General features: G+C 36.4%; 11 protein-coding genes. 7 read left to right on the top strand and 4 right to left on the bottom strand.

Annotated elements, in window-relative coordinates:
- Positions 1-247 precede the first annotated feature (247 nt).
- The 3 genes from MKX31_RS24980 to MKX31_RS24970 all read left to right on the top strand — a co-directional run bounded on the left by MKX31_RS24980 (position 248) and on the right by MKX31_RS24970 (position 3,773).
- The gene (locus tag MKX31_RS24980; protein ID WP_064476164.1) at positions 248-1,459 is read left to right on the top strand and encodes a NupC/NupG family nucleoside CNT transporter; all 1,212 of its coding nucleotides are present in this window, start codon (positions 248-250) and stop codon (positions 1,457-1,459) included.
- Between the two features lie 260 nt (positions 1,460-1,719).
- Positions 1,720-2,475: a diguanylate cyclase domain-containing protein gene (locus MKX31_RS24975; protein ID WP_098103006.1), complete on the top strand. Its 756-nt coding sequence runs from the start codon at positions 1,720-1,722 to the stop codon at positions 2,473-2,475.
- Complete coding sequence (locus MKX31_RS24970; RefSeq protein ID WP_000988744.1) at positions 2,472-3,773, top strand: glycosyltransferase family 2 protein; 1,302 nt, start codon at positions 2,472-2,474, stop codon at positions 3,771-3,773. The genes MKX31_RS24975 and MKX31_RS24970 overlap by 4 nt, the downstream gene beginning before the upstream one ends.
- 610 nt (positions 3,774-4,383) lie before the next feature.
- On the opposite strand, the gene opuD is transcribed toward MKX31_RS24970, so the two are convergent.
- Positions 4,384-5,898: a glycine betaine transporter OpuD gene (gene opuD, locus MKX31_RS24965; RefSeq protein WP_064476162.1), complete on the bottom strand. Its 1,515-nt coding sequence runs from the start codon at positions 5,896-5,898 to the stop codon at positions 4,384-4,386.
- Between the two features lie 664 nt (positions 5,899-6,562).
- Here opuD and MKX31_RS24960 point away from each other — a divergent pair.
- Together MKX31_RS24960 and MKX31_RS24955 are read left to right on the top strand one after the other, a co-directional pair.
- Positions 6,563-7,441 carry a cell wall-binding protein EntA gene (locus MKX31_RS24960; protein WP_002167369.1) on the top strand — a complete coding sequence of 293 codons (879 nt, stop codon included), beginning with the start codon at positions 6,563-6,565 and terminating at the stop codon, positions 7,439-7,441.
- Positions 7,442-7,526: 85 nt separating this feature from the next.
- On the top strand, positions 7,527-7,829 hold the full coding sequence (locus MKX31_RS24955) for a DUF3910 family protein (protein ID WP_088047781.1): 303 nt from the start codon (positions 7,527-7,529) through the stop codon (positions 7,827-7,829).
- 99 nt (positions 7,830-7,928) lie between these two features.
- Here MKX31_RS24955 and MKX31_RS24950 read toward each other — a convergent pair whose 3' ends face one another.
- Genes MKX31_RS24950 through MKX31_RS24940 form a run of 3 tightly spaced genes read right to left on the bottom strand, consistent with a single transcriptional unit; the run spans position 7,929 to position 11,368 of the window.
- Positions 7,929-9,308 (bottom strand): zinc ribbon domain-containing protein, encoded by a 1,380-nt coding sequence (locus tag MKX31_RS24950; RefSeq protein WP_064476160.1) that lies wholly within the window; start codon positions 9,306-9,308, stop codon positions 7,929-7,931.
- Between the two features lie 12 nt (positions 9,309-9,320).
- Complete coding sequence (locus MKX31_RS24945; RefSeq protein ID WP_088047779.1) at positions 9,321-10,871, bottom strand: zinc ribbon domain-containing protein; 1,551 nt, start codon at positions 10,869-10,871, stop codon at positions 9,321-9,323.
- A gap of 5 nt (positions 10,872-10,876) precedes the next feature.
- On the bottom strand, positions 10,877-11,368 hold the full coding sequence (locus tag MKX31_RS24940; RefSeq protein WP_064476158.1) for a zinc ribbon domain-containing protein: 492 nt from the start codon (positions 11,366-11,368) through the stop codon (positions 10,877-10,879).
- 158 nt (positions 11,369-11,526) lie between these two features.
- Between MKX31_RS24940 and MKX31_RS24935 the strand changes: the two genes are divergently transcribed.
- Both MKX31_RS24935 and MKX31_RS24930 read left to right on the top strand, forming a co-directional pair.
- Positions 11,527-13,146, top strand: a complete 1,620-nt coding sequence (locus MKX31_RS24935; protein ID WP_088047778.1) for an SWIM zinc finger family protein — start codon at positions 11,527-11,529, stop codon at positions 13,144-13,146.
- Positions 13,130-15,886 (top strand): DEAD/DEAH box helicase, encoded by a 2,757-nt coding sequence (locus MKX31_RS24930; RefSeq protein ID WP_088047777.1) that lies wholly within the window; start codon positions 13,130-13,132, stop codon positions 15,884-15,886. Before MKX31_RS24935 ends, MKX31_RS24930 begins: the two co-directional genes overlap by 17 nt.
- Positions 15,887-15,896 lie beyond the last annotated feature (10 nt).

The raw sequence follows: 15,896 nt of genomic DNA, 5'->3' as shown, positions 1-15,896 counted from the left end.
CACTATATTCTACAAAAACACTCCATAACGTTATCATAATGTATATTTTCACATAAAAAACATAACCTATTTCATGTCTAATCATTTTATATGTGTTTTTTTGAAGAATTTTCTTTTTATTTAAACTTTTTGTTAGACGTTTGACCTCCGATGTCCATTATGATAAGTTACTTAAGATGTTATATTCGCAAAAGTATAGACAACTGGTTTATACACTTTTTTACTATGAGGAAGGAGCATACACTGCATGAATCTTTTATGGGGAATTGGCGGCGTGATTGGAGTATTAGCAATTGCTTTTTTACTATCTTCCAACCGCAAAGCTATTAATTGGCGCACAATTTTAATCGCGCTAGCATTACAAATGTCATTTTCATTTATCGTATTACGATGGGATGCCGGAAAAGCAGGTTTAAAATACGCTGCTGATGGTGTTCAAGGATTAATTAATTTTTCTTACGAGGGAATTAAGTTCGTTGCTGGGGATTTAGTCAACGCAAAAGGCCCTTGGGGATTTGTCTTCTTTATTCAAGCACTACTTCCAATCGTATTTATTAGTTCATTAGTAGCAATCTTATATCATTTCGGTATTATGCAGAAATTTGTTAGTGTTGTTGGTGGCGCATTAAGTAAACTTCTTGGAACTTCTAAAGCAGAAAGTTTAAACTCAGTAACAACTGTATTTTTAGGACAAACTGAAGCTCCAATCTTAATCAAACCTTACTTAGCACGTTTAACAAATAGTGAATTCTTCACTATTATGGTAAGCGGTATGACAGCTGTTGCCGGATCGGTTCTTGTCGGCTATGCAGCAATGGGTATTCCGTTAGAACACTTATTAGCAGCAGCAATTATGGCAGCTCCATCAAGTTTATTAATTGCGAAATTAATTATGCCAGAAACAGAAAAAGTAGATAATAACGTTGAACTTTCTACAGAACGTGAAGATGCAAACGTTATTGATGCAGCTGCACGTGGTGCATCTGAAGGTATGCAACTTGTTATTAACGTAGCAGCAATGTTAATGGCTTTCATCGCATTAATCGCTTTATTAAATGGTCTATTAGGATTAATTGGCTCTCTGTTCCATATTAAACTTAGCCTTGATTTAATCTTCGGTTACTTACTATCACCATTTGCAATCTTAATCGGGGTTTCTCCTGGTGAAGCTGTACAAGCAGCAAGCTTTATCGGTCAAAAACTTGCAATCAACGAATTCGTTGCATACGCAAACTTAGGACCACACATGGCAGAGTTCTCTGCAAAAACAAACTTAATTTTAACATTTGCAATCTGTGGATTCGCAAACTTCTCTTCTATCGCAATTCAATTAGGTGTAACAGGAACGTTAGCTCCTACTCGCCGTAAACAAATTGCACAGTTAGGGATTAAAGCAGTTATCGCTGGTACATTAGCAAACTTCTTAAATGCAGCAGTTGCAGGTATGATGTTCCTATAAAATGATGCAAAGTCTCCTCTTTCTAAAGAGGGGGCTTTTTATTATATGTTGTATATTTTTTCGGTATATATTAAATACTTTATGCTTAAATATAAGAACATTATGATACAATAATTAGTAAGTCTGTTTATTTTTTCTTACAAAAGAGAGATACTACTTGTGGTTGCTCTCCAAAATAACCTAGTCATCCGGTCTATTTCTTAATAATTGCGCATACTACAAGTATCCTTGCATGAATTACCTTTAAGGAGGAAAATTTTGTGAAAGATAACTTCTATAAAGTCCTCTCTATGTGGATTTTACAAATTTTATTTTATTTTACAACTGTACATGTAACGCAATATGAGCATGCTCTCATTTTTACAATTATATATGTAATTGTTAATGTACTATTTCTATTATTGACTGATAAAACCGCATTTGTTCTCTTTATATTAGGAACCATTATTTCGGTATTCTACCTGTTCTACCAAGCATGGCTTTACTTATGGAGTACATCAGAACAATGGGAATACATTATTACTCACTTCCTAATGGCAGCAAACTTCTTCATCGTATATATCTCAACTCATTTATTAAAGAAGGTTATTCATGAAAATAAAGAATTAACCGAACGTGTGAGAACGTTAGAACAATACATTGGAGAATCAAAATTATTAACAAGAAAAGAATTCGAAAGACGACAAGCATTATTAATAAATGCAATGAATCGCCGTAATGAAACAGGCGTTATTATTTATTTTGACTTCACTTCCTTTAGTAAATATACGAAGGAAAGTGTTATGGACCGTGTAGCTTCATTATTAGTTGAAACGATAAGAGCTGACTTTGACCTTGCTGCTGAATATGATAATAATAAGCTCGTTATTTTATTACAAAACACAAATGAAGCCGGTGCTGACATTGTAATGAATCGCCTAAAGCCAAAAATGGAGAAATGGCTTGCTGCTGAAGCGATCCAAGATATAAAAATTTCACGCGAGCAAATTGGGAACAAAGGACAGACGTTATTATGATGACACTCGTTATACTTCTTTTATTCCTTCTATTTTGCGTACTCGTGTTTTGGATTAGCATCACATTTTCGATTAAGTATATACTTATTTTTACAGCCTTTCTATTCTCTGCCTTACTTGTTTACTATTCTTTCTTAACACTCGCAGGTTTAGTTCACCGAAATAGTAAACGAAAAGATCGTACGCTAGAACATTATCCAAGCGTCGACATTTTAATACCTGCCCACAATGAAGGTGTCGTTATTAAAGATACTTTAGAGGCGATGGCGAAGATTGAATATCCAGGTAAACTAACTGTTTATTTATTAAACGATAATTCGCAAGATGAGACACCTGAAATTGGTGACGATTTTGACAAAGCTTATGCTCATATTCGTCACATTCGTGTTCCGGCAGGTGAGCCAAAAGGGAAATCACGTGTATTAAACTATGGTCTTAGTATTTCAGATGGTGAATACTTCTGTGTGTATGATGCAGATAACCAGCCTGAACCACATGCTCTGCGAATGCTTGTAGAACACGCTGAAACAACCGAGGATGCCGTTGGAGCTGTTGGTCACGTTCGTACTGTAAATGAAAATAGAAACTGGCTAACACGAATGATTTCATTAGAATTTCAAATCTTCCAGCTCCTTATGCAATCCGGACGCTGGTTACTATTCCAAACAGGTTCACTAACAGGAACAAATATGCTTCTTCGTCGCTCTGCATTAGAAGAACTTGGCGGCTATGACCCGTATGCAATTGCAGAAGACGCTGAATTAACATTACGAATTACACAAAAAGGCTATCTCTTACCAATCGTTCCAGAATCGATTACATGGGAACAAGAACCTGAGCATTTAAAAATCCTTATTAAGCAGCGTACACGTTGGCTCCAAGGAAACTTGTACATTTTAGAAAAAATGTTTTCTTCCTTAAGTTTCTTTAAAGGAAAACTTCTCGTCCATTCCTTACAACAAGTTTTAGTGTATGTTGTATTTTGGCTATTCTTAATCATTTCGAACGTTTGGTTTGTAATTGGGTTACTCGGGATATTCCAAATTCAATATAGCATTCCGCTACTATTTATGTGGTATGTCGCATATATTACATATGTTTCTCAATTATTTAGTGCCCAGAGTGTGGAACGAACCTTTACACCAACTAATATTTTTATTAGTGTTATCATGTACTTTACGTACGCACAGCTCTTTACGTACTTATTCATTCGCAGCTTAATTTTATACTTACGTGCAAAGAGCAAGAAACAAGTCATTGGCTGGGATAAAACAGTTCGATTCAAAAAAGAAAAGTAAAACTTTAATCAGTGGGGTTCTCCCACTGATTTTTATTTACAAAATAAAAATCAGCACAGAGCGCCGTATGCTCTGTGCTGATTTATTGCCGTATAAATTATATATCAGACAATACCCCTTAGCTGAAAGTAATTTCACGTCCATCCCCCAACGAACGATTGACCTTCATTTATATACGAAAAAGTGATTGCTATTTTTGTAGAACCAATTGCTTCTCTTGCTGTTCTTTGCGCGTTTCAGTCTTAGGTTCCGTGCTTTCTTGGACACTACGATGTGCCACACGTTTCAAACAAATATGCTTCCACTTTCTTTCGTAACGTTTCATTATTCTAGATGTCCCCCTTGAATGCGCTTTAAAACTATTTGAAATCGCTTACAGGAAATAATATAGCACATATACATAAACGTGACAACACATTTCCGACAATTTTTTGTCAAAAATATGAATAGAATTTACAAATTATCGTATTTTGTCGAAACGTATCGATTTTTCTTTATATAAAAGGCATACTACTTATATAGTAAAGTATTTTATTTCCCTTACTTGTGTTTAAAATTCCTTCTATATAAAAAAGAGCTGATACATAATCAGCCCTTTTTCCTTCTATTATTAATGACGCTTCATACGCCCCTCTTTTTGTAACTCTTTAAATAATGCTGCCATCATAAAGAAAATAACGAAGACGAATGGGAATGCCGCAATAATAGCTGCTGTTTGCAGTGCTTCTAATCCACCAACATATAATAAGGTAGAAGCTATCGATGCTAAAACGATACCCCAAACCATTTTAATGCGGTTTGGTGGATTTAAACTACCATGTGTCGTTAACATCCCTAAAACGAATGTCGCAGAGTCTGCAGATGTAATAAAGAATGTTGCAATAAGCAGAATACCTAATACCGATAAAGCTGATCCAAAGCTTCCCATCTGATCAAACATAGCGAATAACCCTACTTCTGTTCCCATCTCTTTCACTTTGTCGAAGATATGAGCATCACCAAACAGCTCCATATGAATACCAGTCCCGCCGAAAACAGAGAACCAAAGCGCACCGATTACAGTCGGTACGAGTAACACACCGATAACAAACTCACGAATCGTACGTCCTCGTGAAACACGGGCAATAAACGTACCTACGAATGGTGACCATGCAATCCACCATGCCCAATAGAAAATTGTCCATGACTGAATCCATTGATTTCCGCCTTCATCTAATGGACTTAAACGGAAGCTCATGCTTGGCAATTCCTGAATATAAGAACCGATTGTTGAAGTGAAGTAATTCATAATAAAGTTTGTTGGACCTGCAAATAATACAATAATCATAAGTGCAAACGCCAAAATAATATTCGCATTACTTAAATATTTAATTCCTTTATCAAGACCTGTTTGCGCAGATAACATGAAAAGAACGGTTACGATTGCAATAATAACTAACTGTGTCGGCAATGAATTCGGGATAGATGTTAAATAACTAACACCACCTGCAATTTGCTTCGCACCAAGACCTAATGATGTTGCAACACCAAACACAGTTGCGAAAACAGCTAACACATCAAATGAATGAGCAATACGTCCATGCTCCCCGCCTTTAAATAACGGACCTACTGTCGCACTAATCGTACTTGCTTTTCCTTTTCTAAAAGTAAAGTAAGCAATACACAGCGCTACAAATGCATATAGTCCCCACGGATGTAATCCCCAATGGAAAAATGAAAAACGTAGTGCAAGACGCGCACTTTCCTCAGTTGCACCTTCTCCAAACGGAGGTGCGTACAAATGGTTTAATGGTTCGGCAACGCCCCAGAAAACTAAACCAATACCCATACCAGCGCTAAATAGCATAGCAAACCATGTCATATAACTATAATCAGGTTCATCATCATCTTTACCTAAACGAATAGAACCGTATTTCGAAACAATTAAAAAGATAGACACACCTAATATAATAGAAACAGAAATAATATAGAACCATCCAAACTTACTAACTAATGCAGTTTGAATTGCGGTTGTTACATTTCCTAAGCTACCTTTTCCAATAATAGATTCGGGAATAATCCCCCAAAGTGTAAATGCAATACATAATGTTAATGATACGATGAATGTTTTTGTCAGTTTCCTCATCAAATCCCCCTTCGTAGGTTTCACTTTTGTAAATAACATAAATTCCGATATGTAAAATCGGATAGAAAACTATAATTTTACGGTGATTTTCTTACTTTCACCTTCACCAATTCGAATTCTTATGGACAGCCTTACCTTCCGTATAACCTTTTCACTCTGCAAGAGCTACAAGATCGAAATACTGCTGTCAAATTGTGTGAGAAAAATGCGGATGGGAATGTATTTTCCCAAAAAAGGATGTGTTACAGATGTAAAAAAGGGCATTTTTCTTCCTTGCAACCCTTTCTTTTTGTAACAATTATGCGGTTTTTTTGCTAGTATATAGCACGTGTTTATAGTTTCACAAACGAAATGTTTATGTTTATATAACTATATTACCCATAAAACGGCAAAATACTCAAGGAATGTAATCGTTTAGTAAATATTATGTAACACTCCTGTAACATTTTTATTTACGCCGAAAAATATATGTTGTATTAAATATTTTGAATATAAGTAGAAACCTACTAATCACATAGAATGAAAAACGCTTTCCTATATCTTTTGTTATATTACAGGATGTTAACGACTGATTACGAATGGTTTGTAATTGTGTGTTTTCCCGAAATCCGAAAAAATCTGTTGCTATAATGAGGACACGAAAACAAACGCAATGGAGGCTATCATGAAAAAATTAATTGGAATAGCAACAGCAGCAGTTTTTGGTCTTGGGATTTTCACCGCATCTGCTAATGCAGAAACTGTTGTAACAACAGACGTACTAAACGTACGAGAAAACCCTACTACTGAATCAAAAGTTGTCGGTAAATTACAGAATGGTCATAAATTAGATGTTCTAAATACAGAAAACGGATGGTCACAAATCAAATTAGATGGTAAAGACGCATTCGTAAGTGCAGAGTTTACAAAGAACTCTTACTATGTAACAGCTAACGTATTAAATGTACGTGCTGAAGCGAACACAAACTCAGAAATTCTTGGAACGTTGAAGAAAGACGATATGATCGAAACAACGAACCAAGTACAAAATGAGTGGTTACAATTTGAATATAACGGGAAAACAGCTTATGTTCACGTTCCTTTCTTAACAGGCACAGCGCCTGTTATTGAGAAACAAGAACAACCTGCTCCTGCTAAAACTGTAGCACCAGCTAAAGCACAAGCACCTGCAGCACAAGCAAAACCAGCTGCTAAGCCTGCTGTGAAAGCTGCTGAGACTAGCACACCTTCTGGTGGTCGTGAGTTAACAGTTGTAGCTACGGCATATACAGCTCACCCAAGTGAAAACGGTGGCACATACGGCGGCCGTGTATTAACTGCAATGGGTCATGACTTAACAGCGAACCCAAACATGAAAATGATCGCTGTTGACCCGAAAGTAATCCCATTAGGATCTAAAGTATGGGTAGAAGGTTACGGAGAAGCTATCGCTGGAGATACTGGCGGTGCAATTAAAGGTAACCGTATCGACATCCTACTTGGATCAGATAGCGCTGCTCAAAAATGGGGACGCAAAACTGTTAAAGTGAAAATTTTAAAATAACCAATGACTGCTAAATTACAGCCGGTTCTCTTTATTGAGAGCTGGCTTTTATTTTTTATATAATACATATAAGGAGGTGACGTCCATGAATTTACAAGCTAAGGTAGACTGGGTCGGTACACCAAAGCCGTACATATATAAAGATGATGTAACATATGATGCAATCGCGATTGACTTCTCACTAACAAACGATGACAATCGCTATAAATTAATTGTGCTCAAGTCTGAAGAAAATACACATTACAAACTCGTACAATACGGAATAAAACCAGGCTCTCAAAAGCCATTCCCTATTGATATTCCATTCAAACAAAACATGTTACCAATTATAGAACAAATATTACATGATCCATATGTGCAAGCGATATTAAAGGAAACGCGCTCATAATTGTAAAAAAGGGATATCATTTTACCGGCAAAAATTCACAAAAGAAGTAAACTATAAAAAAGAGGTTGTTCAACAATATTGAAAAACCTCTCTCTTTTATTAACGAGTCGGACCAGATACTTCCTCTGATTTCAACGTATTATTGGCACCCAGAGAATGATATAGCACCTTTCCATTTCCATTAACAGTAACGATATGGTCATTATTAAAGCTTTTGAACTTTACAGACCCATCACCGTAACGAATATGGTACTCTTCATATGTCGTTACTTTATATTTCGTAGCACTTTGACGTTCTACATTACGAACATCCATCGTTAATAAGTCTTCTGTAATTCCTTTTTTGTGTAGATACTGTATGTAATCACGGTCTTCCTTGTACGATTTCCCGCTCTTATCATAATCATTTTCAATTAAACTAAAATCATTTAACGAAATCGCACGTACGTTATTATAAATGTGATTTCGTACAAAATCACCCACTGCTGAGCTTGATGTTTCTTTCGGGAATTTTAAGTAATACGTGCTTTGGTCTCCAATTTTAATACTTTCAGATTTTATTACACCAAAATCAGTAGTTTTCTCTAAATGTACTTCTACTGTTTCATCTGTGGATACAGGACCCAGTTTATAATTACCATAACTTAATTTCCCACGTTTTTTACCATTTACAAATACGGTTGCATCATTTTCATCAGAAGAAATGCTTACATACTTTCCTTCAAGTGATAAATCTACATTCACTTTCTCGCCCTGTTCATCTGCTAAATCTACTTCTTTCTCTGTTTCTAATTCAGTAAGTTCTGTCTTCGCTGTTGCCTTGACAACATACGTACCTGGGAAGTATGGTCCCAACTCTTTCGAAGTTTTATCACTAGAAAGTTCTGTTTCTTTTTTATCATTCACATATATTTCCGCATTCTTTGCAGTTGTACTAACACTCATATAATAAGATTTCATGCTAAACTTATACTTTGGATATAAGAACCACTCTTTTCCCTCTTCTACAATTTCCCCATCTTTAAACGAATTTTTATCCTTTGTTAACTTTTGATCTACTGTCTCTTTCTGTAAATAAGACAATAATTGTTTATTGTAAGAAGGGTTCTCTTTTAAGTAACGCATGTACGCTTTAATATCCTCTGTCTTAATCTTTAAGCTTGAATCATTCGCTTTCACAAACTCATCAATTGCAGTAATATCTTTCTTTTGGAATGCTTCAATCATTACATTTATTTGCTTTTCTTTTGAAAACTTGTATGCTCCAAATTTATATGCCCCAAATAATAAAATGGCAATGATGGCGAAACCAATGATTAAAAATAAATTTTTCTTACTTTTGGCTGGTTTTGTCTCGCTTTGCACTTCTGTATATGAAGCGGCGGTGTTATCGACGATTACTTCTACTTTACTCCCACACTCGGGACAAAAGTTCAAATGGTCTGCAACGTTCTTTTTACATGTTCCACAAAACTTCAACGTGCTCTCCTCCTACTTTTTAGCTAACTTCATTCCAACAAATGCTGCTACATATGTCACAATAAAACTACATATAGTTAAATATACAAATGAATTTTGCATAGATAATACCGTTCCACTTGTTCCAAACAAACTTGTTACAGTCCCTGAAACATCAATTTGGGACTTAGAAATCATATTCATTACAATCATCATAATCGTGTAAGAACCACTGCATACTACTAATGTAATATATATATTGGCAGTCGATAATTCAGCTAACTTTCTTCCCGCTCTAAACATAAGGAACAATGGAATAATAAGCAGTAATAAACCGTAATGGAATACGTTATTCACTTCATCAAATTCAGCAAGGCTTTCCTGACTTGCTCCTTTTGAAATCATTATATCTCTAACCACTACGCCATTTACAGAGATACCTGATATAAATGAAAATGATAATGTGCTCTCAGATGATTTTGATTTCTTACCAATTCCAGTAAACTCCTTACTAAGTGCTGGACTTGATACTTCTAACGGAGCAAAATGAGCCATACTCCATAATTGAGGTGTTAACTCTAATGCTAATAATGTACTTTCAGATTTTAAAGTTGTTATTTCTTTTAACGGTTCAATACTGTCTTCCTTATTTACTAACGCCATAATACAAACCACTACTGCTGTTATTAAAAGTCCTTTTATCATGGCTGAAATACCGTAATAAACAGACGCTCCATATGGCATTAACTCTTGAAATGCTGCTGCCATATTATTTTTGCTTGTATGAGCAATAAATCCTATTAAGGTAAATAATGTCCCACATGCAAAACCACTCAATAAACTCTTAATCGCTGAATAGCCAACCGTAATCTTACCTGCTTCTGAGAATGGAATTGCGAAAGATTGTGATGCTATAAAACTTATAATGAATAAAAAGACACCATAAATAATACCAACTGTTGCTGCTATAAAGATTTGATCCTTAATCGTTTTTGCAACACGCTGCTTTCCTAACCAAATTCCTGTACCAGCGAAAATCATAAATGGAATGATTAATAGTAATGTAAATGGAGTATGCCAAGATAAAGAAAATATCAATCCACTCTCGTCGCTAGCTGTAAAACCAAGTAAATGATAACTTAACATCGTAGAAGTTGCACTTGAATAAAAGCTTGGCAACATTTCTAATTCTTTCGCAAATTTACTAAACATCTCACTTAATATAGAAGCAAATAATACACTACCAATCCAACCAGCAATTAACATGAGAATACTTGCAACAATCCCACCAATAAAACCTGTTTTTAAAACGGCTTTATCTGCTGTAAATTTAACTTCAGGAGTACCGTCCATTGTAGGCAATTTAATAGATTGTTCTTTTTTCTTCACAATAAATAAGGAATGCCCACACTTTTGGCAATATAAATTTTGCGGAGCATTTTCACCGCCACAACCTTTGCAGTATTTTGCAGTATCTTGTTCTAACGTTACTGCATCTATAGCTCCTGCAATCTCCATACTTCCTTCATTAGGGCAATAGTTTACCTCTTCACCATGTTGATTTCCACATGTGCGACAATACATCTAATTCACTCCCCACTTTGCTTAATTCCACAAACCGGACAGTAAGTAGAGTTTTGATCGATATGTTCATTACATGAAATACAATTTGTCGTTTCACCTTCATTTTCTATCGCTAACATTGGATTAGGCTTTCCACACGAACCACAAAACTTATCATTTATTGATAAAGGTCCACCACATTCACATGTAGCTTTCTCGCCTTGTTGCTTTTGCAGTTCAACAATGCGTTTTCTTGCTTGATAAATAGCTACATCAAATTCTTGAACTGGAGCAATCATTTCTTTTAAGCTCGCTTCATCTACTCCATTTCCTCTTAATTGAACATAGACTCGTTGTCCAATCTCTAATAGAACCTCTGCCTTTTTCTGCATTTGCACTTGCATTTCTTTTTTCAGTTGAGCGATTTCTTGCGCAACTTGTAACTTCATCTTCCCTTGCTCAATTCCTTCTTGTAACTTATTCATTCCACTGCCTAACTTCGTCTGTAAATCTGACAAATCATTTCTCCCCCTATACATATATAGTAATATGCGAAATTAACATTATATATATTACCATGATTTTCAATTTATGTAATCCAAATTTCATTTTTTCTGTTTTGAGCATTTTTTGTTTATAATGGTAAAGGAAAGAAATATGTGTACGGAGGAATATTATGCTGCAACACTCAATTACGAAAGATGAAATTATGATGATTGCGAATGAGTTCGTTCAAGGACTAGATCCACAGCAAACAGCTGATCAGGAACATGTCGCTACAGCTCGGCACCTATATCGTAGTGGTGTTGTCTACAACGTTGACTTTGATGGTTATACGCTATCAGGAACTGTAGATGCTGGAGGCAGCGTATATAGCGTCCATATCCCGATTCGTAACGTCGCTGAAAGCTATTGCGATTGCTTTGCACCAACGCAATGTGAGCATATGCTCGCTGTTTTACTATCTGCAGCATCTAGTTTCGGGCAAGTAGGAGATGTATTAACTTTATTTAAAAATAATACGAAACCTTCCCTTCCTCCTATTCGAACTGCAAGACAAGTATTGCAATCATCAGCGTTTGAAGAAACGGATTATAAAAGTTGGCAATCGTATTTTGACAACGAATATGAATCATTTAAAAAAGAACAAGCTCGGCTTACTTATAAACAAATGTATTTTCTTATGAGTATTTTTACAGACTTCTATACGAAACTGGAGCGGAAAGCTCCGCGTATCGTTGTGATACATGAGTTGTTCAGGCTACATGCAGCGCTTTATTGCTTTCAAAAATTATTAGAAGAAATTCAGGACTTCGAAGCAAATAAAACGTATTCTTATCACCAGCCTGTTAACGTCGTTCGCTTATTTGTAGATAAAGTGGAATCCATCGTTCGGGACTTACAATCAGAAGCGATTCCTTCAGAGTCTGAAGCAATTTTGCAAGAAACAGCTCGTCTCGTTCACGAAGTATTCTTCTCCACCGACGCCTATACGCAAGAAAGATTTTTTATTTATCGTCACATATGGAGTGAACTCTTACACAATAAAGAGAAACTGCAAGAAGAAGAAAAGCGAATCGATACGAAAATCAATCCACTTTCCAAAGCATTAGCATCTTCTCATCTACTCTTTTTAAATGACGAAGACCTAATAGCTATGGACTTACTAAAGAAACAGCCTGCTTCTGTTGTAAGTCTGTACTTCTATTGGTTAGAAGAGCTATTAAATACAATGCAGTGGGATCGTGCGAAAAACTGGCTTTCCTTTACGTATAAACAAGTGAAGAAAACGATACATGAGCACGAAAATACGATTTTCATAAAAGATATCGTTCGCTTATTTGTCATCATGTATGAAACGTATGCAAACCATACAAATGAACAAGCCGGACTCGAAATGATTTTGCAAGAACTATTACCATATAGTTTCGCAAACTATGAGCAATACGTACTCGCGAAAAAGCAATATCGTACATGGGCAGAACTTCAGCTCTTACATGGGTTTGAAGCAATTGAACTTTTGAAAGAGCCACTGAAAGATATTGAAAAGGAAGCACCAGAAGCAGCCCTTCCTCTTTATCACCTTGCTGCTACCGAGGCCATTGAAGAGCGAAACCGCAAATCATATAGACGTGCAGTTCGTTACTTAAAGAAATTACGTACATTATATAAACGATTAAAGCGTACTGATGAATGGGATGCTTTCATTATTCACATCGCAAACTTACATTCACGTCTGCGTGCACTACAAGAGGAATTACGGAAAGGAAAATTAATTGATGATCAATCAAACTGAAGTAACAATTAGGCTCCAGCACGTTAGTCAAGGTTGGTTCCTTTGGGGAGAAGATGACAGCGGTACTCCATTATCCGTAACAAGTTGGAAACGAAATGCATTTACATGGCACTCTACCTCCTTCTACGGCACGTTTCTAAAAGAAGCGACCTTTGAAGGAAAACAAGGTGTTATGCTAACAAACGCACAAGCATTTGAATACATCGCTAATAAACCGATGAACTCCTTTGCCCATATTCAAATGAATGGCCCTATTACAGCACTTACGAAAGATGCGAATGAATTATGGGATGCCTTCACAAGCGGTAGCTTCGTACCTGATATGGAGCGTTGGTCTCAGCAACCATCTTGGAAAGTGCAAAATAGCCCAATTGAAGATGACACATTGGCATCTCTTTTCTCCGCCGCGGTAAATGAAAGCATATTACAAGATAACCGTTCAAACGATGGATGGGAAGATGCCAAGAGACTTTATGAACATTACGACTTTACGAAAAGACAATTGGATGCAGCACTACATGAAGAAGATTGGCTTCGAAAAATTGGTTACATTGAAGATGACCTTCCCTTTACAATCGGACTACGGCTACAAGAGCCGCAAGAAGAATTTGAAATGTGGAAGCTTGAGACAATTGTTACACCAAAGCGCGGGGCACATCGCATATATGTATATGAAAGTATCGATTCTTTGCCAAAACGATGGCACGATTATGAAGAACGTATTCTTGAAACACAAGAAGGATTCAGTAAGCTCGTACCGTGGTTAAAAGAAGGCGATACATTCCGAAGTGAGCTCTTTGAAACAGAAGCGTGGAACTTCTTAACAGAAGCAAGTAACGAATTACTCGCTGCAGGTATTACGATTTTACTGCCATCCTGGTGGCAAAATTTAAAAGCGACAAAACCAAAATTACGTGTGCAGTTGAAGCAAAATGCCACGCAAACGCAATCTTTCTTCGGCATGAATACACTCGTTAACTTTGACTGGCGCATTTCAACGAACGGCATTGATTTATCCGAAAGCGAATTTTTCGAACTCGTTGAACAAAACAAACGGTTATTCAATATAAATGGTCAATGGATGAGACTGGATCCAGCCTTTATTGAAGAAGTACGAAAGCTTATGAACCGTGCCGATAAATATGGACTAGAAATGAAAGATGTCCTTCAGCAACATTTATCAAACACTGCTGAAACAGAAATTGTAGAAGAAGATAGTCCATTTACCGATATTGAAATCGAGCTAGATGGATATTATGAAGAGCTATTCCAAAAACTATTGCACATTGGAGATATTCCAAAAGTAGATGTTCCTTCTGCACTAAACGCAACACTCCGTCCGTATCAACAACATGGCATTGAGTGGTTATTATATTTAAGAACGCTTGGATTCGGAGCATTATTAGCTGACGACATGGGACTTGGAAAAAGCATTCAAACGATCACTTACTTACTATATATAAAAGAGAACAATCTCCAAACAGGCCCTGCTTTAATCGTGGCACCGACATCTGTTCTTGGAAATTGGCAAAAAGAATTTGAGCGTTTCGCACCAAATTTACGCGTTCAGTTACATTATGGAAGTAACCGAGCGAAAGGCGAATTATTTAAAGACTTCCTTCAATCAGCAGATGTTGTATTAACATCTTATGCATTAGCTCAGCTTGATGAAGAGGAACTTAGTACGTTATGCTGGGATGCTGTTATTTTGGATGAAGCACAAAATATTAAAAACCCACATACGAAACAATCGAAAGCAGTACGAAACTTGCCAGCAAATCACAAAATCGCTTTAACCGGTACACCGATGGAAAACCGACTTGCCGAGCTTTGGTCTATTTTCGACTTCATTAATCATGGATATCTCGGCAGCTTAGGACAATTCCAGCGCCGCTTCGTCTCACCGATTGAAAAGGACCGTGACGAAGGAAAAATCCAACAAGTTCAACGTTTTATCTCGCCGTTTTTACTGCGTCGTACGAAAAAAGATCAAACCGTCGCATTAAACTTACCAGATAAACAAGAACAGAAAGCTTACTGTCCACTTACTGGTGAACAAGCTTCCTTATATGAACAACTTGTTCAAGATACATTGCAAAATGTAGAAGGATTAAGCGGGATTGAAAGACGCGGATTTATATTACTCATGCTGAACAAACTTAAACAAATTTGTAATCACCCCGCTCTTTATTTAAAAGAAACAGAACCAAAAGACATAATCGAACGTTCCATGAAAACAAGCACCCTAATGGAACTAATTGAAAATATAAAAGATCAAAATGAAAGTTGTTTAATCTTCACACAATACATCGGTATGGGGAACATGCTAAAAAATGTGTTAGAAGAACATTTCGGTCAGCGCGTCCTCTTCTTAAACGGTAGTGTACCGAAGAAAGAACGTGACAAAATGATCGAGCAATTCCAAAACGGAACGTATGACATTTTCATCTTATCGTTAAAAGCAGGTGGAACTGGCTTAAACTTAACCGCTGCCAACCATGTCATTCACTACGACCGTTGGTGGAATCCAGCTGTAGAAAACCAAGCAACAGACCGCGCATATCGTATTGGTCAAAAACGCTTCGTTCACGTTCATAAACTGATTACAACGGGGACACTCGAAGAGAAAATTGATGAAATGTTAGAAAGAAAACAATCATTAAACAACGCTGTCATTACAACCGATAGTTGGATGACCGAACTATCTACAGATGAACTAAAAGAATTACTTGGTGTATAAACAAAAGAAG

Source organism: Bacillus sp. FSL M8-0063 (genome assembly GCF_038005545.1).
Taxonomy (GTDB): Bacteria; Bacillota; Bacilli; order Bacillales; family Bacillaceae_G; genus Bacillus_A; species Bacillus_A wiedmannii.
Note: the sequence above shows the minus strand (reverse complement) of the source record. Positions and strands in the feature narration are given on the sequence as shown.

What these genes read in the sequence shown, in the direction of transcription:
- MKX31_RS24980 (WP_064476164.1), top strand. Translation starts at nt 248, where the DNA reads ATGAATCTTTTATGGGGAATTGGCGGCGTGATTGGAGTATTAGCAATT.
- MKX31_RS24970 (WP_000988744.1), top strand. Translation starts at nt 2,472, where the DNA reads ATGATGACACTCGTTATACTTCTTTTATTCCTTCTATTTTGCGTACTC.
- opuD (WP_064476162.1), bottom strand. Translation starts at nt 5,898, where the DNA reads ATGAGGAAACTGACAAAAACATTCATCGTATCATTAACATTATGTATT.
- MKX31_RS24960 (WP_002167369.1), top strand. Translation starts at nt 6,563, where the DNA reads ATGAAAAAATTAATTGGAATAGCAACAGCAGCAGTTTTTGGTCTTGGG.
- MKX31_RS24955 (WP_088047781.1), top strand. Translation starts at nt 7,527, where the DNA reads ATGAATTTACAAGCTAAGGTAGACTGGGTCGGTACACCAAAGCCGTAC.
- MKX31_RS24945 (WP_088047779.1), bottom strand. Translation starts at nt 10,871, where the DNA reads ATGTATTGTCGCACATGTGGAAATCAACATGGTGAAGAGGTAAACTAT.
- MKX31_RS24935 (WP_088047778.1), top strand. Translation starts at nt 11,527, where the DNA reads ATGCTGCAACACTCAATTACGAAAGATGAAATTATGATGATTGCGAAT.
- MKX31_RS24930 (WP_088047777.1), top strand. Translation starts at nt 13,130, where the DNA reads ATGATCAATCAAACTGAAGTAACAATTAGGCTCCAGCACGTTAGTCAA.